Below are 19,627 nucleotides of genomic sequence, written 5' to 3' on the forward strand. Positions count from 1 at the left end.
CTGGATTTACGGTCTGAACTTAAGATTGCTAACGCACGCAGGTGGCGGAGGGCTGCCTGCTGAATAGGTCAACACCTCAACGCCCGTTGGAGTAACCAAGCATGTGTGCTCCCACTGAGCAGATAAGCTGCGATCTTTGGTCTTAACCGTCCATTGATCAGGCATGGTTCTGATATCTCGTTTACCAGCATTAATCATGGGTTCAATCGTGAAGGTCATGCCTTCGTGGAGTTGCTCACCCAAACCTGGTTTGCCGTAATGCACGATTTGGGGTTCATCATGGAACACTTGTCCAATGCCGTGACCGCAATACTCTCTGACCACTGAGTAACCTGCATTTTCTGCATGAGTTTGGATTGCATGACCAATGTCGCCCAAAGTGCAGCCTGGTTTGACTTGAGCAATCCCCAGCCACATGCACTCGTAAGTGATTTGTGAGAGTCTTTTGGCCAAAATTGAAGGTTCGCCAATCGAAAACATTCGGCTGGTATCGCCATAGTAACCAGTGGGGGTGATCACGGTGATATCAAGGTTGACCACATCGCCATCTTTGAGTATCCGATCTCCTGGGATTCCATGGCAAATAACGTCATTGACCGAGGTGCAGATGGATTTCGGGAAGGGTGGATAGCCTGGAGGCTGGTAATTAAGGGGTGCTGGGACTGTTTTTTGAACATTGACCATGTAATCGTGGCAAATCTGGTCAAGTTCCCCAGTGGTAACGCCTGCCTTGATAAATGGTGTCACATGGTCGAGTACCTCGCTGGCCAAGCGACCAGCTTCACGCATACCGGCAATGAATTCTTCAGAAGTGGGTTTTTTAGTTTCAGTCAACATACCCCGATTATCCAGCATAAATTCATTGTTTTCATGGCTTTAATACGATTTTTAGGGTAGAATACGTTCACTGTTTCAGATGGTCTGGAGCAGAATCACGAACCAAGCCGTCCAGGGTGGCACTTTTTAGTGCAGTCAGGACTTGGTTCTAGACACAACCCTTAGGAGATTTACATGTCAGTGACTATGCGTCAAATGCTAGAAGCCGGTTGCCATTTTGGGCACCAAACTCGCTTCTGGTCACCAAAGATGGCCCCTTATATTTTCGGTCATCGCAACAAAATTCATATTATTAACCTCGAAAAAACACTTCCAATGTTCTTGGAAGCGCAAAAGTTCGTGCGTCAAGTAGCTTCAAACCGCGGCACTATTTTGTTCGTTGGTACAAAGCGTCAATCAAAAGAGATCATTGCTGAAGAAGCAACTCGTGCTGGCATGCCTTACGTTGATGCTCGTTGGTTGGGCGGTACATTGACCAACTTCAAAACAGTTAAAGGTTCTATCAAGCGTCTTAAAGACATGACTGCTGCTCGCGAAAATGGCGATTGGGAGCGTTTGTCTAAGAAGGAAGCTTTGACAACCAGTCGTGATATCGAGAAATTAGAGAAATCATTGGGCGGTATCCAGGATATGGCTGGCACACCTGATGCGATTTTCGTGGTGGACGTTGGTTACCACAAGATTGCTTTAACAGAAGCTAAGAAATTAGGCATTCCTGTTATTGCCGTTGTTGATACAAACCACTCACCTGAAGGTGTTGATTACATCATCCCAGGTAACGACGACTCAAGCAAAGCGGTTGCTTTGTATGTTCGTGCGATGGCTGATGCTATTTTGGAAGGCAAAGCAAACGCAGTGAACCAAGTGTTAGAAGCTGTTAAAGGCGACGCTGACGAGTTCGTTGAAGAAGGAAAGGGCGAGTAATGGCTGCAATTACTGCTGCAATGGTTGGCGAACTACGCGCCAAAACTGATGCTCCAATGATGGAGTGCAAGAAAGCCTTGACTGAAGCTGATGGCGATATGGCTAAAGCAGAAGAAATTCTGCGTGTAAAACTTGGAAGCAAAGCTGGTAAAGCTGCTTCACGTGTTACAGCTGAAGGCGTTATCACTGCATTCATCAACGGTACAACTGGCGCATTGCTAGAAGTTAACTGCGAAACAGACTTTGTTTCTAAGAATGATGACTTCTTGGCATTGAGCAATGCTTGTGCTCAATTGGTTGCTGAAAAGAATCCAGCGGATGTGACTGCTTTGTCTGCCTTGCCTTACTCTGGTAAGACAGTTGAAGAAGTTCGTGCTGAATTGATTGGCCGTATCGGTGAAAACATGTCATTGCGCCGTTTCACACGTTTTTCAGGTGAGAACAAGTTAGTGTCTTACTTGCACGGCACACGCATTGGTGTGATGGTTGAATACACTGGTGACGATACTGCTGCTAAAGACGTGGCCATGCACATTGCTGCGATGAAGCCAATTGCTTTGTCTTCAGCAGACGTGCCGGCTGACAAGATTGCTACAGAGAAGAGTGTTGCTGAACTTAAGGCTGCTGAATCAGGCAAGCCAGCGGAAATCGTCGCTAAGATGGTTGAAGGCTCAGTTCAGAAGTACTTGAAAGAAGTTTCTTTGTTGAATCAAACTTTTGTTAAAAACGACAAACAAACTGTAGAGCAAATGTTGAAGGCTGCTAACACAACCATCAAGAGCTTTACGATGTATGTTGTAGGTGAAGGTATTGAAAAGCGTCAAGATGACTTTGCTGCTGAAGTTGCTGCTCAGGTAGCTGCTGCAAAAGCCACGGCCTAAGTAGTTCTTGTAGTTCAAAAAGGCACGGGGCTAAAACCTTCGTGCCTTTTATACTTTTGTAACTTGATGAATGCTAAATAAAGAGAGACTGACCATGCCAGCTTATAAAAAAGTTTTGCTCAAACTATCAGGTGAAGCCTTAATGGGCGATGACTCTTACGGTATCAACCCAGGCACCATTGATGCCATGGTCGCTGATGTCGCTGAGGTAGTGCAAACCGGTATTCAGTTAGCCATCGTGATCGGTGGCGGTAACATCTTTAGAGGCGTTGCTGGCGGTGCAGCTGGTATGGATCGCGCAACTGCTGACTACATGGGCATGTTGGCAACAATGATGAACGCATTGGCACTGCAAGATGCGTTGCGTCAAAAAGGTGTTGAAGCCCGCGTTCAATCAGCTTTAAGAATGGATCAGGTTGTAGAGCCTTATATCCGACCTAAAGCCATCCGTCATATGGAAGAAGGCAAGGTGGTGATTTTTGCTGCTGGAACGGGTAATCCATTCTTCACCACTGACACTGCTGCTGCTTTGCGTGGCGCAGAAATGGGTGTTGAAGTTGTTTTGAAAGCAACCAAGGTAGATGGTATTTACACCAGCGATCCCAAGAAAGATCCAACAGCCACTCGTTATGACACCATTACTTTTGATGAAGCGATCATCAAAAATTTACAAGTCATGGATGCAACAGCATTTGCCTTGTGTCGTGATAGAAAACTACCCATCAAAGTTTTTTCAATCCTCAAGCCTGGCGCACTGAAACGCGTTGTGATGGGTGATAGTGAAGGTACTTTGGTACACGTTTAAAAGGAAACATCATGTCTGCTAATGAAATTAAAAAAAATACAGAACAAAAGATGACCAAATCAATTGAGTCATTGAAATCTAATTTGCAAAAAATCAGAACTGGTCGTGCTCACCCAGGCATCTTAGAGCAGATCAACGTTGATTACTATGGCAATCCAACACCCTTAGCTCAGGTAGCTAACTTAGGTTTGGCTGATGCTAGAACTTTGACTGTTCAGCCTTGGGAAAAGAACATGATGGGCGCGGTTGAAAAAGCGATTCGTGAATCTGACTTAGGTCTTAATCCTGCCACTCAAGGCAACATCATTCGTGTACCAATGCCAGCATTAACTGAAGAGCGCCGCAAAGAATTGACAAAGGTAGTCAAAGGTGAAGGCGAAGATTCAAAAATTGCTGTGCGTAATCTAAGACGCGATGCAAATGAATCATTGAAGAAGCTAGCGAAAGATAAAGAAATTTCAGAAGATGATGAGCGTCGCTCACAAGATGAAGTTCAAAAAATGACAGATCGTTTTGTTGCTGAGATTGACAAGATCATTTCTGAAAAAGAAAAAGAGATCATGACCGTTTAAGCCAAGCTTAAATAGTCTTTATATGGTCAAAAAAACCAATCCCTCACACATCAGCACAACTTTGGCTGTGCCTGATGTGGCGAGCATTCCCAAGCACCTTGCCATCATCATGGATGGCAACGGTCGATGGGCGACAAAACGTTTTCTGCCAAGAGTTGCTGGGCACTCACAGGGGCTTAATACCGTCAGAGAAATCGTCAAAGAGTGTGGTGATCTGGGTGTTGAGTATTTAACTCTTTTTGCTTTTAGTTCTGAAAACTGGCGCAGACCTGCCGAGGAAGTTGGTTTTTTAATGAAGTTATTTTTGACTGCATTAGAAAAAGAAGTTTCTCGTCTTGATAAGAACAATGTGCGCTTAAGAGTGGTGGGTGATCTTACCAAGTTTGATGAGCAGATCCAGGAGCGAGTCGTGCAAGCAGAAGAAAAAACTGCTCACAACACGGGTCTTAATCTCACCATCGCCGCAAACTACGGTGGTCGCTGGGACATGTTGCAAGCAGTATCAGCTTGCTTGAAAGCAAATCCGGGTCTAAGCCCTGAAGGAGTCACTGAGGCTTTGTTAACACCTCATTTATCCATGTCGTATGCACCTGAACCTGATTTATTCATCAGAACGGGTGGCGAGCAAAGAATCAGTAACTTTTTACTCTGGCAGTTAGCTTATACAGAGCTGTATTTCACAGACTTGTTGTGGCCTGACTTTGATGCCAAAGCGCTACAAGCATCTTTTGCTTGGTACCGAGAGCGTGAGCGACGTTTCGGTCGAACCAGCGCTCAAGTGATAGATGCGGAAAAATAGAATAGCATGTTAAAAACCAGAGTCATCACAGCAATCGTACTTTTAGGTATTTTCTTACCAGTGCTCTGGTTTGCGCCCTTGATTTATTTGGGAGCATTGATTGCCATCGTTATCACTTTGGCAGCATGGGAGTGGTGGAGATTGTTGTTTCCACAAAATCAACGCAGGGCATTCTCATACGCAGGCTTGTGCCTCCTCAATTTAGTTGCTTGGTTGATGTATGCCGACATTGAAGCCGTCAAAATTCTTTTGTGGCTTACCTTGGGTTTTTGGTTGCTGGTGGTTCCATTCATCATGAAGCAGTCTCTTCAGTTGAATCTTGTTTCTTGGCGCTGGCCTTTGGCCGCGATTGGCTTATTCATTCTGCCAGCCTGTTGGTTTGCTTTGATGCATTTGCGTGCAGTGAGCATGGCACTATTCTTATCAGTACTTGTTTTGGTTTGGGCTGCTGACATCGGCGCTTATTTTGCTGGTAAAGCATTTGGTAAACACAAGCTGGCAAAGAATTTAAGCCCTGGCAAATCCATCGAAGGCGCTGTCGGTGGTTATTTATTGGTGATGGTACTTGGCATTCTTGGAGCCACTTTATTTGCGGATCATCCTTATACCCAAGGCAATTTCTTTGCTTTGATTCAATCCTCTTGGGGATGGTTGGGGATGATTCTTGTGACAGCTCTATGTGTTGCCATGAGTATTCAGGGGGACTTGTTTGAGTCACAAATGAAACGTGTTGCTGGAGTTAAAGATAGTAGTGCGTTGCTGCCTGGTCATGGTGGTTTTTTAGATCGCATTGACGCGCTTCTTCCTGTGTTGCCGCTGGCTGGTTTAATCATTTTGATGGCGAGCTAAACCATGAGACATATTTGCGTTCTTGGCTCAACCGGGTCGATTGGAGTGAGTACTCTGGATGTGATTCGTGCCCATCCTGATTTATTCAAAGTTGAATCTTTGACCGCGCATTCAAATATTGAGCTTCTCGCAAAACAATGCGCAGAATTCAAACCAACAATGGTGGTGGTTGGCTTTGCAGAAGCCGCCAGTCGTTTGAATGAGCAATTAAAGTCTATGGGTTTAACTGTGACAGTTGATCATGGTGCAGAGGCATTGGTCTCTGCCTCAACATTGACTTCTGTTGATACGGTGATGGCAGCAATTGTTGGAGCAGCCGGCTTACTACCAACCATAGAGGCTGCAAAACTAGGTAAGCGTATTTTATTAGCCAATAAAGAAGCCTTGGTGATGGCTGGTGATATCTTCATGTCAGCGATTGCAAGCAGTGGTGCTGAGCTTTTACCAATTGATAGTGAGCACAATGCCATTTATCAATGTTTGCCGGATGCGAATACTTCCAATGGGGGCTCTCGTGGCCGGTACTCTTCTTTGGGCGTAAAAGAAATTTTGTTAACGGCTTCAGGTGGCCCGTTCAGAAATTATTCTTTAGATCAGTTAAGGAATGTCACGCCCGATCAAGCGTGTGCCCATCCTAACTGGGTCATGGGGCGAAAAATTTCAGTCGATTCAGCGACGATGATGAACAAAGGCCTTGAAGTGATCGAGGCTCATCATTTATTTGAATTGCCTGCAGAACAAATCAAGGTCTTGATACATCCTCAAAGCGTGGTTCATTCAATGGTTAGATACATTGATGGTTCTGTGATTGCACAGCTTGGACAGCCTGATATGAAAACGCCGATTGCTTATGGCTTGGGTTGGCCTTTAAGGATTGATGCTGGGGTTAAAGAATTGGATTTCACGACTGCTCATGATTTGAGTTTTGAACCAGTTGATTTGAACCGTTTCCCTTGTTTGTCTCTGAGTTACCAAGCCTTATCTGTTCGTGGCTTAGCTCCAACTATTTTGAATGCTGCCAATGAAATTGCAGTTGATGCTTTCTTGAAGAAAGAAATTGGGTTCACGCAAATTTCAGAATTGGTTGAGCGCGTTTTAAATCAAACGCAGGTCAGTGGGGCGATGAGTCTTGATGGCATTCTTGAGGCAGATAGAATCGCTCGTCAAGAAGCACTAAGCATTGTCAAAGGATTGACTAGATGACAGTTATTTGGAGTTTATTAGCCTTTTTGGCTGCCTTAGGTTTGTTGGTGAGCTTTCATGAGTATGGCCATTACAGCGCTGCAAGGATGTGCGGTGTCAAAGTATTGAGATTTTCAGTGGGCTTCGGTAAGACCATTTGGACCTACCAAAAAACCCCTGAATCTACAGAATGGGCCCTGAGCAGTTTGCCTTTGGGCGGTTACGTCAAAATGGATGAAGAATCATTCAGAAGCCAAAAGCTCTGGAAAAGATCATTCATTGTGGCTGCTGGTCCTTTAGCAAACTTCATTCTCGCTATCGTCTTTTTGACGATTTTATTTGCTTCAGGCGTTCCTCAAATCCCTTCTAAATTAGTTGAGCCCGACAAAACCAGTGTTGCCTATGAGGCTGGTATTTATGCCGGCGACACTGTGATTGGCTGGAAATCGGATGGTGACGACTCTTTTAGGTCGATTGCTAGTTGGAATCAGCTCAGATGGCGCTTAATGGATGCTGTGACCAGTTCTGAAGGCTTCGTTGTGAAGGTCAAAACTTCTCAAGGAGTGGAGCAAGACGTTGTATTTAAAGCAGAAAAAATGCCAATTCTGACGCCAGATACCGATCCATTGGCAAAATTAGGCATAAAACCTGATGTGAGCGAGCCAATTGGCATTTTTGAGCTCAAATTGGGCATTTTCGAGGCGATTACTGTCGCAAGCGAAAGAGTTTGGGATATCAGCGCCATTTCTGTTCGCATGTTGGTGGGTATATTCACCGGAGAAGCTTCGATCAAACAGATCGGTGGGCCTTTGAGCATCGCTGATATGGCTGGTAAAACAGCCCAAGTTGGCTGGCAGTCTTATTTGGGGTTTTTGGCGATGATCAGCATCAGCCTAGGGATTCTGAATTTGATCCCATTACCCATGCTAGATGGTGGTCAGCTACTGTATGATGGATGGGAATTGTTGTCTGGAAAGCGAGTTTCAGATGGCGTTCAAAATGTATTGCAAAGAGTTGGTATGGGTAGCCTCCTGTTTTTAACTATATTGGCTTTGTTTAACGATATTTCTAGATTGTTTTTACGTTGAAAATACATCATAAATTTATTAAGACTCCATTGGCTGCGATTGCAGTCAGTTTGTTATCAGCTCCATTGATGGCCGCTGATCCATTTGTAGTCAAAGATATCCGCGTTGAAGGTTTGCAACGTGTAGAGCCAGGTACGGTTTTTAGTTATTTGCCGGTGAGAGTAGGCGAAACTTTCACTGATGACAAGGGTGCTGATGCAATTCGCGCACTCTATAACACTGGCTTTTTTAAAGATGTGAAAGTTGAATCTGATGGCCAAGTGTTGGTTGTTAGAGTTGAAGAGCGTCCAGCTGTTTCACAACTAGAGTTCACTGGCATTAAAGAGTTTGATAAAGATGCGCTGAAGAAGTCTCTTAAAGCCGTTGGTGTAGCAGAAGCTCGTTATTACGACAAAGCTTTGATTGATAAAGCTGAGCAAGAACTCAAGCGTCAATATATTTCTCGTGGCTACTATGCTGCAGAAGTAATCACCACTGTGACACCTGTCGAGCGCAACAGAGTAGCCATCGTGTTCAACGTTGATGAAGGTCAAGTATCAAAAATCCTTCAGGTCAATATTGTAGGCAATTCTGCATTCAAAGAAAAAGAGCTGCGCGAAGAAATGCAGCTATCAACACCTAACTGGTTGTCTTGGTATACCAAGAATGATTTGTATTCCAAGCAAAAGTTAACCGCTGACTTAGAAGCAATTCGTTCTTTCTACCTAAATCGTGGTTACTTAGAGTTTGTGATTGAATCCACTCAAGTTTCAATCACGCCAGATAAAAAAGGTATTTACCTCAATATCAACATCAGAGAAGGTCAGCAATACAAAGTTGCCTCAGTGAAGTTGGCTGGTGAGTTATTGGGCAAAGATGAAGAGTTGACCAAGCTAGTTAATTTAAAAGTTGGTGATGTGTTCTCATCAGCCAAATTGACTGAAAGCACCAAAGCGATTGCTGATAAGTTGGGTGCCTATGGTTATGCTTTTGCTGCTATCAACCCACAACCTAATTTGCAAAAAGACAAGCAGGTTGTTGATCTTGCTTTGATTGTTGATCCAGGTAAGCGCACCTATGTTCGCAAGATCAATATTTCAGGCAATAACAAAACACGTGATGAAGTGATTCGTCGTGAGATGCGTCAGCTAGAGAGCTCATGGTTTGATAGTGAAAAGCTGAAGCTTTCTAAAGATCGTATCAATCGCCTTGGCTATTTCACAGACGTGGAAGTGAATACTGAAGATATTCCTGGTACATCGGATCAAGTGGATGTGGGTATCAAGGTTGCAGAAAAGCCAACAGGTTCATTGAGCCTAGGCGCCGGTTTCTCATCAACTGATAAGTTGATTTTGACCGCTGGTATTTCACAAGAGAATGCGTTTGGTACAGGAACAAGTATTGGTTTGAATGTCAACACAGGTAAGACCAACCGAACTTTGGCTATTTCAAACTACGACCCATATTTCACTGAAGACGGCATCAGCCGATTCACTGAGTTGTACACCAAAACTTCGCGTCCTTTGTATTACACAGGCGATGAAGAGTACAAGATTGTTACAACTGGTGGTAGCTTTAAATTAGGCGTGCCGTATTCTGAGGTTGATCGCGTTTTCTTCGGCTTGGGTATTGAGCAGTTGAACATGGAGACATCGATCAATACACCAACAAGCTACCAGAGCTATGTTGATGCCTACGGCAAGAGCAATATGAACGTACCCTTCACCATTGGTTGGTCAAGAGATGCAAGGGACAGTGCTTTGATTCCATCTCGCGGCACATATCAACAGGTGAATTTCGAGTGGGGTACACCTGTTGCTGATTTGCAGTACTACAGAGCCTACTACCAGCACCAGTATTTCTGGCCATTGTTCAAAGGCAATATTTTGTCCTTTAACGGTGAGATTGGTTATGGCGATACCTACAGTAATAAGCCATTCCCTGTGACAAAGAACTACTTCGTGGGTGGTATTGGCTCAGTCAGAGGTTATGAACCAGGTTCTTTAGGCCCAACAAATACTAATAATAACGGCACTGTGACACCGATTGGTGGAGCGTCTAAATTGGTTGGTAATATCGAATATACTTTCCCAATTCCTGGGTCAGGTGTGGATAAAACCTTGCGCTTATTCAGCTTCTTTGATGCTGGTAACGTATATGCGGACACACCAGACTTCTCAGGCTTGAGAACATCGTATGGTTTTGGTTTATCTTGGATCTCACCATTAGGACCGTTAAAATTTAGTTATGGTTTCCCATTGAGCAAGAAACCTGAAGATCGTTTGCAGCGTTTCCAATTCCAAATTGGTACCGCGTTTTAATACTTGAAGGATATGTTTATGAATCGTTTTGCTAAGAAGTTCTTTCAATCTACTGTGATTTCAGGTTTGGCGTTGAGTTTGTTTTCTGCCTCAGCAATCGCTGCAGATGAAAAAGATTTCAGTGGCCGTATTGGTGTTGTTAATTCTGAGAGAATTTTCAAAGAATCTAATATGGCTAAAGCCAGCCAAACAAAATTACAAAGCGAATTTGCTAAACGTGAAAAAGATTTGCGTGATGATGCTCAGAAAATTAAAACAGCGGCAGAGCGCCTAGATAAAGATGCAGCAGTGATGTCTGATACTGATCGTGTGCGTCGTCAACGTGAATTGGCTGATGCTGATCGTGAGTTGCAACGTAAACAAAGAGAATTCACAGAAGATGTGAATCAGAGAAGTTTTGAAGAGCGTTCAAAGATTGCGCAAAAAGCCAATCAGGCTCTGAAGGCTGTTGCAGAACAACGTAAATTAGATTTGATTGTTCAAGAAGCTGCTTACGTTAATCCAAAGATTGATGTCACAGAAGACGTCATCAAAGCGCTTAATAACTTACGTTAATTATTAAGAGATTCATATGCCATCGATTGCTGAGTTAGCCGAACGCTATTCGGCTCGCTTAGCGGGCAGTGGGGATAAACTTGTCTCAGGTTTAGCCCCTCTTACTCAAGCCAACCAGTCTCAGCTGGCATTTTTGGCAAACCCTCTGTATCGCAATGATGCTCTTATCAGCCAAGCTGCTGGTTTAATTGTTTCGGAATCTGATTTCGACTATTTACAAGAACACTCAGAAAATAAAAATCGCAGCTATCTTGTGACCAAGAATCCTTATGCATTATTTGCACGGATTGCCCAAGAGTTTGCAAAATCAGCTGCTCCTACATATGTACCTGGCATTCATCCAAGTGCAGTGGTTGAGGCTGGTGCAATGGTTGCACCTTCAGCCCATATTGGACCTCTTTGTCATGTGGCCAAGGGCGCTACGATTGGTGAAAGATCAGTTCTGGTTTCACAAGTTCATGTGGGTGCAGATGTTTCTATAGGTGCAGATGCCTTGATCTATCCCAATGTTTCAATTTATCAAGGTTGTCAGTTAGGTGCTCGTAATATCATTCATGGTGGAACCGTGATTGGCTCTGATGGTTTTGGCTTTGCTCCTGATCTTGCCGCTGGTGAGTGGGTCAAAGTGCCTCAAACCGGTAGAGTGCTGATTGGGAATGACGTTGAAATTGGATCTAATACATCCGTTGACCGTGGCGCATTGGCGGACACTCAAATTGACGATGGTTGCAAGATTGATAACCTGGTCCAGATTGCCCATAACGTTCATGTTGGTGCTCTTACAGTCATTGCTGGTAATACAGCAGTGGCAGGAAGTGTGACCATTGGAAAAATGTGCATGATTGGCGGCTCTAGCAGTATTGCAGGGCATTTGAATATTGCCGACCGAAGCACCATATCTGGCGGCACAACCATCATTCGTTCGATTGATCAGCCAGGCCAGCACTTCACGAGTATTTTCCCCATGCTGCCTCACGCAGATTGGGAAAAGAATGCTGCTATTTTGCGCGGCTTAGATAAAATGCGTCAGAAGATCAAAGATTTAGAAAAACAGATTCAAAGCATCATTGCAGATAAGAAATAAACGTAAAAAGAGAAAAGGCCATTCATGAGCGAGCTAGTTAATTTTGATATCAACCAAATCTTGAAGATGCTTCCGCATCGCTACCCATTTTTATTGGTTGATCGTGTGCTTGAGTTAGAGGCTGGTCAGCGTGTCAAAGCATTAAAAAACGTCACCATGAACGAACCTCATTTCACGGGCCACTTCCCAGAATTTCCAGTGATGCCAGGTGTTTTGATTCTTGAAGCTTTGGCTCAAACGGCAGCATTGCTCACATTTGGACAAGATTCAGTGGATGACTCAGTTTATTTCTTTGTTGGCATTGATAATGCACGCTTCAAGAGACCAGTGACACCAGGTGATCAATTGATTTTGAATGCATCGATTGAAAGATTCAAAGGCGGTATTTGGAAATTTAAAACATTTGCCACCGTCAATGATGTAGTGGTGACTGAAGCTGATTTGATGTGCACTATTCGTAAAAAGGAAGCCTAAGATGGCTTTGATTCACCCTAGCGCAATCATCGATCCAAAAGCAGAAATTGCTGAGGATGTTGAGATTGGTCCTTATGCCGTGATTGGTCCGAATGTCACCATTGGGCGCAAAACACAAATTGGTGCTCATACAGTTGTTGAAGGGCACACAACCATTGGTGTTGAAAATAGAATTGGTCACTTTGCATCTGTGGGTGGGGCACCTCAGGATATGAAATACCGTGGTGAACCAACCAAGTTAGTGATTGGTGATCGTAATTTAATTCGTGAATTCACAACTTTACACACTGGCACCATCCAAGATCAAGGCATCACCAAAATTGGTAATGACAATTGGATCATGGCTTATGTGCATATTGCTCATGACTGCGTGGTTGGAAATAACACAATCTTTTCAAATAATGCACAAATTGCTGGTCACGTTCATGTTGATGATTGGGCTATCTTGGGTGGTATGTGCGGGGTTCATCAATTTGTTCGTATTGGTGAGCATTCAATGATTGGTGGTGCTTCCAAGTTAGTCCAAGATTTGCCACCGTACGTGATTGCTTCAGGCGCTGTTGCTGAACCTCATGGTTTGAATGCCGAAGGTTTGAAGCGTCGCGGATTTAGTCCTGAGGCTATCACTGCTTTAAGACAAGCGTATAAGCTACTATACAAACAAAATCTGAGTTTTGAAGAAGCTAAAAAAGCCATTGCAGACTTGGCTGCGGAAAAGCAAGCAACTGAAGCAGAGACTGCAGAGAAACTAAGAATATTCCATGACTTTATCGCCGCTTCACAGCGCGGCATTGCCCGCTAATCATTTGACAGAAAACGCATATCTAGCATGTGTGGCTGGAGAGCCATCGGGGGATATGCTTGCTGCAAGTGTTCTGCAAGCAATCCAAGAGTCTTCTGATCTAGCAGGCCTTAAGACCCGCGGCATTGGCGGACCAAAAATGGTGGCAACTGGTTTTGAAGCCCTGTGGCCGATGGAGACTTTGGCTGTACGTGGCTACGTTGAAGCCATCAAGCAATTGCCCGCCATTCTTTCAGTCAGAAATGCTTTGATCAAAGAATTAAGCTTGCATCCACCCAAAGCATTTTTGGGCATTGATGCACCAGACTTTAATTTGGGTGTTGAAAAGAAACTCAAAGCTGCAGGCATTCCAACGATTCATTTCATCAGCCCGTCTATTTGGGCATGGCGTGGTGGGCGCATCAAAGGCATCAAAGAGTCTGTGGATCACATGCTGTGCATCTTTCCATTTGAAACAGCTATTTATGAAAAGGCTGGCATCAATGCGACTTATGTAGGCCATCCATTGGCTTCGAGTATTCCGATGGTGCCTGATTCAGCGGGCGCTAAAGCAAAATTAAAGATTCAAACAGGCAATGCTTTGGTGGCAGTTTTACCAGGCAGTCGTCAGTCAGAGATTAATTTGATTGGCCCTGGATTTTTTGACGCCATTGCTCAGATGTTTATTCAATATAAGCAGGGTATTGAATTCGTTGTTCCAGTGGCTACCCCAGCTTTAAAGCCAGCCATCCAGGCCATGGTAGATAAGCTCTTGCAACAACACCCAAATATCACTTTGCATTTGTTGGATGGTCAGGCCAGCTTGGCATTAGAAGCTGCTGATGTTGTTTTAATTGCCAGTGGTACTGCAACTCTAGAGGCAGCTCTTTGGAAAAAGCCTATGGTGATTTCTTATAAGGTTCCAGCTATCACTGCATGGATCATGAAGCGTCAGGCTTATTTACCTTATGTGGGATTGCCGAATATCTTGGCACAAGAATTTATTGTTCCAGAGCTATTGCAAGAAGCAGCTACGCCACAAGCTTTAGCAACAGCCACCTTGAATTGGCTTGATAAGCCACAAGAAGCGACTCGTTTAAAAGAACGTTTTACTGAGATGCATCAATCTTTGCTCATGCCAACAGGGACCTTGGTAGCCAAGGTCATAGCGGAAGTCATCAATGACTGATTGGAACGCACCCAACCCGCTCTATGAGTGGACGTGTGGGGTTGATGAAGCAGGGCGCGGACCTTTGGCTGGTTCTGTGGTTGCAGCAGCAGTCGTGCTTGATCCTGCCAAACCAATCGCTGGATTAAAAGATTCAAAAAAGCTCACTGCCAAAGTTCGCGATGAGTTGTACGACATCATCATCAGAGATTCAAAAGCCTGGTGCATCGCAGAAGCCAGTGCTGTAGAAATCGATTCGATCAATATCTTGCAAGCCACGATGCTGGCCATGAAGCGCGCCATTCAAGGTCTGGAAAAAACATTGGGGCGTTTACCAGATCGTGCCTTGATTGATGGCAACCGCTGCCCAAAAGTGAATATTTCAATGGAAGCGATTGTTAAGGGTGATACCAAAGTGGCAGCTATTTCAGCAGCATCGATTTTGGCCAAGGTCACCAGAGATCGAGACATGCAAGCCTTGCATGATGCTTATCCTGTCTATGGCTTTAATCAGCACATGGGATATCCAACACCAGTCCATCTTGAGTCTTTAAAACTTCATGGGCCATGCCCACAGCATCGCAAAACATTTGGTCCAGTCAGATTGGTGATTGAAACCAAAGGCAACTTAGGGGAAACTAAGCTCCTATGAAAGATGCTAAATATTTAAGCTCAGCAGACAATCCTTTGATCAAGAGACTAAAAGTCTTGCTTGAGGGTGGAGCCAAAGCCAACAAAACCAGACAAGATCTGGGTCTCGCCGTTTTAGAGGGTGTTCATTTAGCCCAAGCATGGTTGGCCTCTGAGGATTTAGTAGAGTTGTTCACGACTGAATCAGGGCTTGCGCAGGCAGAAATTGCTGCTGTCATTGATATGCAGTTGGCGGTAGTGCCAAATACAGATCTTTATATCCTAGATGATGCTTTATGGAGAAAAATCTCTGACTTAGAAAATGGCCCGCCGATCATGGCATGCGTCAGAATTCCTAAACATGACTTCCCTGTAAAGCAAAGTGATGACGTTTTAATTTTGGATGGCGTTCAAGATGCCGGTAATGTTGGCTCTATGATGAGAACTGCAGCTGCTGCAGGATTAAGCTATGTGGTCTGTTTGAAAGGTACTGCACAAGCTTGGTCACCAAAAGTCTTAAGGGCTGCAATGGGAGCTCATCGGCATTTAAAGATTTTTGAAGCTTGGTCTTTGAACATGGTGCGCGAGAAAATTAAGCTACCTTTGATAGCAACAAGCCTAATGTCAGATCAAGATCTCTATGACTTAGGAGATGATTTACTTGATCCTCATGCCTGGGTTTTTGGTAATGAGGGTGGTGGGGTTGACCCAGAGCTCTTGGCCATCTCGCGATCCGTATTAATTCCTCAAGACCCTTGCATTGAGTCTCTCAATGTCGGAGCTGCTGCCGCTATCTGTTTATTTGAGATGCGCAGAGTGCGTCGGGAAGTCAAGTAAGCAGCTCACCGACTGGCAATTACTTTTTAGTAATTGCTTCGATCCGGATTAATCTCTTGCAAGATCGTTGTTGCAATTTCTTCAATAGATTTATTGGTGGTAGATAGCCAAGGAATTGCTTGCTTGCGCATCATGGCTTCAGCAGCGCTGACTTCATACCGACAATTCTCAATTTTTGCGTAATTACTACCAGGTCTGCGCTCATTTCTGATTTCAGATAGACGCATGGGATCAATCGTTAACCCAAATATCTTTTTACGAAACGGTATTAAATCAGGTGGCATCTGATTTCTTTCAAAATCATCTGGTATCAATGGATAGTTGGCTGATTTAAGCCCGTATTGCATTGCCAGGTAGAGGCTGGTCGGGGTTTTTCCACTGCGTGATACTCCCACCAAAATAACATCTGCGTCCGCCAAATTCTGATTGGATTGGCCATCATCATGTGCCAAAGAAAAGTTAATGGCTTCGATCCTGTTTTTATAGGATTCAGTATCTGCATTGTTATGAAAGCGACCAATTGCATGGGTTGACTTAACTCCAAGAGCTTGCTCAAGTGGCACGATAAAAGTTTGGAACATGTCCATCATCACGCAATTGGCTTCTGAAACAATTGCATTTACTTCTGAGTCAACCAATGTTGTAAAAACAATCGGTTGAAGACCAGAGGATTTGGCGTAATCATTGATTTCTCGAACAGCTTGATGCGCTTTATCAACAGTATTAATAAAAGGCATTCTGACTTGCCTGAATGGCAACTCAAACTGCGCCAAAATTGATTGGCTAAATGTCTCGGCAGTGATGCCCGTGCCGTCTGAAACGATGAAAACAATGCGTGGTTTTGAGCTCATATTTTTTTGAAGATAATAATGTTCAAAGGATACAATATAACTATTGAACTTGCGGCAGGTTTTGTTCTGTCCATCCGCCGCTTGCACGACCGGTTTCCCATTACTAAGAGAGTTGTTATGTCCAATCCAAACCATGCAAATGCATACGTTTTACCCTTTGAGGACCTGCGCATGTCTGACGTTGAGTCAGTCGGCGGTAAGAATGCCTCATTAGGCGAGATGATTTCTCAGCTCAACGCCTCTGGCGTTCGAGTTCCAACAGGTTTTGCAACCACCGCTTTGGCCTTCAGAGATTTTCTTGTCTATAACAAACTGACTGAACGCATCAATGATCGTTTAGATAAATTGAATGTGGATGATGTTAAAGAGTTGGCAATTGCTGGCGCTGAAATTCGTTCATGGGTCGAAGAGGCTCCTTTTCAAGAACGTCTAGAACAAGAAATTCGTCAAGCTTTCAAAACTTTGGATGCTGATGGCAAAGGTTCTTTTGCGGTTCGTTCTTCAGCAACAGCTGAAGATTTGCCAGACGCTTCTTTTGCTGGACAACAAGAGTCATTTTTAAACGTTGTTGGTATTGAAGATGTTTTGCATCGCATTCGTGAAGTATTTGCATCCTTGTACAACGATCGCGCAATTTCTTATCGTGTTCACAAGGGCTTTGCTCACGCTGAGGTTGCTTTATCAGCTGGCATTCAGCGCATGGTTCGCTCTGACAAGGCATCGTCTGGAGTGATGTTCACTTTGGATACTGAATCAGGCTTCCAAGACGCTGTGTTCATCACATCTAGTTACGGTTTGGGTGAAACAGTGGTACAGGGCGCAGTGAACCCTGATGAGTTCTACGTATTCAAACCTACTTTGGCTGCTGGTAAATACGCCGTTATTCGCCGCAGTTTGGGTTCTAAATTAATTCAGATGCAATTCACAGCTCCTGGTGAGCCAGGTCGCGTGAAAACTGTGGATGTTCCACTTGAGCAGCGTAATCGCTATTCGATCTCGGATGATGATGTGGCTGAGTTGGCTAAATACGCCATGATCATTGAGAAGCACTATGAGCGCCCAATGGATATTGAGTGGGGCAAGGATGGTATTGACGGCAAGATCTATATCTTGCAAGCACGTCCTGAGACGGTGAAGAGCCAAGCTCAAGGCAAGGTTGAAATGCGTTACAAGCTCAAAGGTCACTCAACAGTTTTAACAACTGGTCGTGCGATTGGTCAGAAGATTGGTACAGGTACAGTGCGCGTTGTGAAAGACGCCAGTGAAATGGATCGCGTTCAACCAGGTGACGTATTGGTTGCTGATATGACAGACCCTAACTGGGAGCCTGTGATGAAGAGAGCTGCTGCGATTGTGACAAATCGTGGCGGTCGTACTTGTCATGCTGCGATCATTGCCCGCGAATTAGGTGTTCCTGCTGTGGTTGGTTGCGCAGATGCCACCATGGTTCTCAAAGATGGTGCGGTGGTCACAGTGTCATGTGCTGAGGGTGATGAGGGCCGTATTTATGACGGTCCGATTGAAACTGAAGTGACTGAAGTTAGTCGCGGTGCCTTGCCTGAGATTCCAGTCAAAATCATGATGAACGTGGGTAACCCACAATTGGCATTTGATTTCTGCCAGATTCCTAATGGCGGCGTTGGTTTAGCTCGCTTGGAATTCATCATCAATAACAACATTGGTGTTCATCCAAAAGCCATTTTGGAATATCCAAACATTGATTTGGATTTGAAGAAGGCTGTTGAGAGCGTTGCTCGTGGCCATGCAAGCCCTAAAGCTTTCTATGTTGATAAGTTGGCTGAAGGTATTGCAACGATTGCTGCCGCCTTCTATCCAAAGCCAGTGATTGTTCGTATGTCTGACTTTAAGTCAAATGAGTACAAAAAGCTGATTGGTGGATCACGTTACGAGCCGGATGAAGAAAATCCAATGCTTGGTTTCCGTGGCGCGTCTCGCTATATCTCAGAGGATTTTGCTGAAGCGTTTGCGATGGAATGTGAAGCCATGAAGCGTGTTCGCAATGACATGGGTTTGACCAACGTTGAAATCATGATTCCATTTGTGAGAACCGTGAAGCAAGCTGAGAAGGTGATTGGTCTTTTGGGTCAGCATGGTTTGAAGCGTGGTGAAAACGGCTTGCGCGTCATCATGATGTGTGAGATTCCATCCAATGCAATCTTGGCTGAAGAGTTCTTGGAGCACTTTGATGGCTTCTCAATTGGTTCAAATGACTTGACTCAATTGACTTTGGGCTTGGATCGTGACTCTGGCATGGAGCTTTTAGCGATTGACTTTGATGAACGTGATCCAGCTGTTGAGTTCTTGGTTGCAAGAGCCATTGAAACTTGTCGCGCCAAGGGCAAGTACATTGGTATCTGCGGTCAAGGACCTTCAGATCATCCAGACTTTGCACAGTGGTTGATGAAGAAGGGCATTACTTCAATTTCATTGAACCCTGACAGTGTGGTTGATACTTGGACTTTGCTTGCTAAGAAATAATTAAGTCAGTTTTTGACTTAAGTTAACGCAAAGAAAAAAGCGGACTGTGATCAGTCCGCGATTTTGGAGCCCGAACGCATGATTCGGGCTTTTTCTATTTGCCAATCGCGATCTTTCGTTGCATCCCGTTTATCGTGTTGCTTTTTACCTCGGCCAAGACCAATTTCACATTTCACCCGACCTTTGGAGAAGTGAAGGTTGACTGGGACTAAGGAGTAGCCTTTTTGCTCGACTTTACCGATGAGCTTTTTGATTTCAATGGCATTGAGCAAAAGCTTACGAGTTCTGCCTGGGTCGGCTAATACATGCGTTGAAGCTGAAATCAAAGGGCTGATATGACAACCAATGAGATAAATTTCGGCATTTCGTATCACAACATAAGCCTCTTTGATTTGGGCGCGACCTTCCCGAATGGCTTTTACTTCCCATCCTTGTAAGACCATGCCTGCCTCAAATCGTTCTTCGATGAAATAATCGAAGAAAGCTTTTTTGTTGTCTATGATGCTCATAT

The 19,627-nt window shown here is 44.4% G+C and carries 20 protein-coding genes; 17 read left to right on the forward strand and 3 right to left on the reverse strand.

The features are described 5' to 3' along the window. Nucleotides 1–6: 6 nt before the first annotated feature. Entirely contained in the window at nucleotides 7–855 is an 849-nt protein-coding gene (gene map, locus GQ367_RS04255) for a type I methionyl aminopeptidase (protein WP_251370211.1), read from the reverse strand. A 156-nt stretch (nucleotides 856–1,011) separates the two neighbouring features. Between map and rpsB the strand changes: the two genes are divergently transcribed. The 16 genes from rpsB (at nucleotide 1,012) to GQ367_RS04335 (ending at nucleotide 15,766) form a co-directional block, all read left to right on the forward strand. Beyond that, on the forward strand, nucleotides 1,012–1,761 hold the full coding sequence (gene rpsB, locus GQ367_RS04260) for a 30S ribosomal protein S2 (RefSeq protein ID WP_215291782.1): 750 nt from the start codon (nucleotides 1,012–1,014) through the stop codon (nucleotides 1,759–1,761). Continuing rightward, nucleotides 1,761–2,642 carry a translation elongation factor Ts gene (gene tsf, locus GQ367_RS04265; RefSeq protein ID WP_215291784.1) on the forward strand — a complete coding sequence of 294 codons (882 nt, stop codon included), beginning with the start codon at nucleotides 1,761–1,763 and terminating at the stop codon, nucleotides 2,640–2,642. Before rpsB ends, tsf begins: the two co-directional genes overlap by 1 nt. Before the next feature lie 94 nt (nucleotides 2,643–2,736). Next, complete coding sequence (pyrH, locus tag GQ367_RS04270; RefSeq protein WP_089516630.1) at nucleotides 2,737–3,447, forward strand: UMP kinase; 711 nt, start codon at nucleotides 2,737–2,739, stop codon at nucleotides 3,445–3,447. Between the two features lie 11 nt (nucleotides 3,448–3,458). Beyond that, complete coding sequence (gene frr / locus GQ367_RS04275; RefSeq protein WP_215291786.1) at nucleotides 3,459–4,019, forward strand: ribosome recycling factor; 561 nt, start codon at nucleotides 3,459–3,461, stop codon at nucleotides 4,017–4,019. 22 nt (nucleotides 4,020–4,041) lie between these two features. Further along, complete coding sequence (locus GQ367_RS04280) at nucleotides 4,042–4,818, forward strand: isoprenyl transferase (RefSeq protein WP_215291788.1); 777 nt, start codon at nucleotides 4,042–4,044, stop codon at nucleotides 4,816–4,818. Between the two features lie 6 nt (nucleotides 4,819–4,824). Further along, nucleotides 4,825–5,667, forward strand: coding sequence for a phosphatidate cytidylyltransferase (locus GQ367_RS04285; RefSeq protein WP_215291790.1), 843 nt, complete (start codon nucleotides 4,825–4,827; stop codon nucleotides 5,665–5,667). A gap of 3 nt (nucleotides 5,668–5,670) precedes the next feature. Further along, nucleotides 5,671–6,870, forward strand: a complete 1,200-nt coding sequence (gene ispC, locus GQ367_RS04290) for a 1-deoxy-D-xylulose-5-phosphate reductoisomerase (RefSeq protein ID WP_215291792.1) — start codon at nucleotides 5,671–5,673, stop codon at nucleotides 6,868–6,870. Then, the gene (locus GQ367_RS04295; protein ID WP_215291794.1) at nucleotides 6,867–7,937 is read left to right on the forward strand and encodes an RIP metalloprotease; all 1,071 of its coding nucleotides are present in this window, start codon (nucleotides 6,867–6,869) and stop codon (nucleotides 7,935–7,937) included. Before ispC ends, GQ367_RS04295 begins: the two co-directional genes overlap by 4 nt. Beyond that, on the forward strand, nucleotides 7,934–10,237 hold the full coding sequence (gene bamA, locus GQ367_RS04300) for an outer membrane protein assembly factor BamA (RefSeq protein ID WP_371818553.1): 2,304 nt from the start codon (nucleotides 7,934–7,936) through the stop codon (nucleotides 10,235–10,237). Before GQ367_RS04295 ends, bamA begins: the two co-directional genes overlap by 4 nt. Before the next feature lie 18 nt (nucleotides 10,238–10,255). Beyond that, the gene (locus GQ367_RS04305; protein ID WP_251370212.1) at nucleotides 10,256–10,792 is read left to right on the forward strand and encodes an OmpH family outer membrane protein; all 537 of its coding nucleotides are present in this window, start codon (nucleotides 10,256–10,258) and stop codon (nucleotides 10,790–10,792) included. A 16-nt stretch (nucleotides 10,793–10,808) separates the two neighbouring features. Continuing rightward, the gene (gene lpxD, locus GQ367_RS04310; RefSeq protein WP_215291796.1) at nucleotides 10,809–11,876 is read left to right on the forward strand and encodes a UDP-3-O-(3-hydroxymyristoyl)glucosamine N-acyltransferase; all 1,068 of its coding nucleotides are present in this window, start codon (nucleotides 10,809–10,811) and stop codon (nucleotides 11,874–11,876) included. A gap of 24 nt (nucleotides 11,877–11,900) precedes the next feature. Beyond that, entirely contained in the window at nucleotides 11,901–12,350 is a 450-nt protein-coding gene (fabZ, locus tag GQ367_RS04315) for a 3-hydroxyacyl-ACP dehydratase FabZ (RefSeq protein ID WP_089516638.1), read from the forward strand. A gap of 1 nt (nucleotide 12,351) precedes the next feature. Continuing rightward, nucleotides 12,352–13,152 carry an acyl-ACP--UDP-N-acetylglucosamine O-acyltransferase gene (gene lpxA / locus GQ367_RS04320; RefSeq protein WP_215291798.1) on the forward strand — a complete coding sequence of 267 codons (801 nt, stop codon included), beginning with the start codon at nucleotides 12,352–12,354 and terminating at the stop codon, nucleotides 13,150–13,152. Between the two features lie 55 nt (nucleotides 13,153–13,207). After that, nucleotides 13,208–14,320, forward strand: a complete 1,113-nt coding sequence (gene lpxB, locus GQ367_RS04325; RefSeq protein ID WP_251370229.1) for a lipid-A-disaccharide synthase — start codon at nucleotides 13,208–13,210, stop codon at nucleotides 14,318–14,320. Beyond that, on the forward strand, nucleotides 14,313–14,951 hold the full coding sequence (gene rnhB / locus GQ367_RS04330; RefSeq protein ID WP_215289318.1) for a ribonuclease HII: 639 nt from the start codon (nucleotides 14,313–14,315) through the stop codon (nucleotides 14,949–14,951). Before lpxB ends, rnhB begins: the two co-directional genes overlap by 8 nt. Further along, nucleotides 14,948–15,766 carry an RNA methyltransferase gene (locus GQ367_RS04335; protein ID WP_215289320.1) on the forward strand — a complete coding sequence of 273 codons (819 nt, stop codon included), beginning with the start codon at nucleotides 14,948–14,950 and terminating at the stop codon, nucleotides 15,764–15,766. Before rnhB ends, GQ367_RS04335 begins: the two co-directional genes overlap by 4 nt. 26 nt (nucleotides 15,767–15,792) lie before the next feature. Here GQ367_RS04335 and GQ367_RS04340 read toward each other — a convergent pair whose 3' ends face one another. Beyond that, nucleotides 15,793–16,617: a pyruvate, water dikinase regulatory protein gene (locus GQ367_RS04340; protein WP_215289322.1), complete on the reverse strand. Its 825-nt coding sequence runs from the start codon at nucleotides 16,615–16,617 to the stop codon at nucleotides 15,793–15,795. Nucleotides 16,618–16,734: 117 nt separating this feature from the next. Here GQ367_RS04340 and ppsA point away from each other — a divergent pair, with 117 nt between their 5' ends. Further along, nucleotides 16,735–19,116, forward strand: a complete 2,382-nt coding sequence (ppsA, locus tag GQ367_RS04345; RefSeq protein ID WP_215289324.1) for a phosphoenolpyruvate synthase — start codon at nucleotides 16,735–16,737, stop codon at nucleotides 19,114–19,116. A 50-nt stretch (nucleotides 19,117–19,166) separates the two neighbouring features. On the opposite strand, the gene smpB is transcribed toward ppsA, so the two are convergent. Next, complete coding sequence (smpB, locus tag GQ367_RS04350; protein WP_215289326.1) at nucleotides 19,167–19,625, reverse strand: SsrA-binding protein SmpB; 459 nt, start codon at nucleotides 19,623–19,625, stop codon at nucleotides 19,167–19,169. Nucleotides 19,626–19,627: the final 2 nt, after the last annotated feature.

The organism is Polynucleobacter sp. MWH-CaK5 (assembly GCF_018687615.1).
Classification (GTDB): Bacteria; Pseudomonadota; Gammaproteobacteria; order Burkholderiales; family Burkholderiaceae; genus Polynucleobacter.

Excerpts from the sequence above, each read along its gene's own strand:
- map (WP_251370211.1), bottom strand. The coding sequence starts at position 855 with ATGCTGGATAATCGGGGTATGTTGACTGAAACTAAAAAACCCACTTCT.
- rpsB (WP_215291782.1), top strand. The coding sequence starts at position 1,012 with ATGTCAGTGACTATGCGTCAAATGCTAGAAGCCGGTTGCCATTTTGGG.
- tsf (WP_215291784.1), top strand. The coding sequence starts at position 1,761 with ATGGCTGCAATTACTGCTGCAATGGTTGGCGAACTACGCGCCAAAACT.
- pyrH (WP_089516630.1), top strand. The coding sequence starts at position 2,737 with ATGCCAGCTTATAAAAAAGTTTTGCTCAAACTATCAGGTGAAGCCTTA.
- frr (WP_215291786.1), top strand. The coding sequence starts at position 3,459 with ATGTCTGCTAATGAAATTAAAAAAAATACAGAACAAAAGATGACCAAA.
- GQ367_RS04280 (WP_215291788.1), top strand. The coding sequence starts at position 4,042 with ATGGTCAAAAAAACCAATCCCTCACACATCAGCACAACTTTGGCTGTG.
- GQ367_RS04285 (WP_215291790.1), top strand. The coding sequence starts at position 4,825 with ATGTTAAAAACCAGAGTCATCACAGCAATCGTACTTTTAGGTATTTTC.
- ispC (WP_215291792.1), top strand. The coding sequence starts at position 5,671 with ATGAGACATATTTGCGTTCTTGGCTCAACCGGGTCGATTGGAGTGAGT.
- GQ367_RS04295 (WP_215291794.1), top strand. The coding sequence starts at position 6,867 with ATGACAGTTATTTGGAGTTTATTAGCCTTTTTGGCTGCCTTAGGTTTG.
- GQ367_RS04305 (WP_251370212.1), top strand. The coding sequence starts at position 10,256 with ATGAATCGTTTTGCTAAGAAGTTCTTTCAATCTACTGTGATTTCAGGT.
- lpxD (WP_215291796.1), top strand. The coding sequence starts at position 10,809 with ATGCCATCGATTGCTGAGTTAGCCGAACGCTATTCGGCTCGCTTAGCG.
- fabZ (WP_089516638.1), top strand. The coding sequence starts at position 11,901 with ATGAGCGAGCTAGTTAATTTTGATATCAACCAAATCTTGAAGATGCTT.
- lpxA (WP_215291798.1), top strand. The coding sequence starts at position 12,352 with ATGGCTTTGATTCACCCTAGCGCAATCATCGATCCAAAAGCAGAAATT.
- lpxB (WP_251370229.1), top strand. The coding sequence starts at position 13,208 with ATGCTTGCTGCAAGTGTTCTGCAAGCAATCCAAGAGTCTTCTGATCTA.
- rnhB (WP_215289318.1), top strand. The coding sequence starts at position 14,313 with ATGACTGATTGGAACGCACCCAACCCGCTCTATGAGTGGACGTGTGGG.
- GQ367_RS04335 (WP_215289320.1), top strand. The coding sequence starts at position 14,948 with ATGAAAGATGCTAAATATTTAAGCTCAGCAGACAATCCTTTGATCAAG.
- GQ367_RS04340 (WP_215289322.1), bottom strand. The coding sequence starts at position 16,617 with ATGAGCTCAAAACCACGCATTGTTTTCATCGTTTCAGACGGCACGGGC.
- ppsA (WP_215289324.1), top strand. The coding sequence starts at position 16,735 with ATGTCCAATCCAAACCATGCAAATGCATACGTTTTACCCTTTGAGGAC.
- smpB (WP_215289326.1), bottom strand. The coding sequence starts at position 19,625 with ATGAGCATCATAGACAACAAAAAAGCTTTCTTCGATTATTTCATCGAA.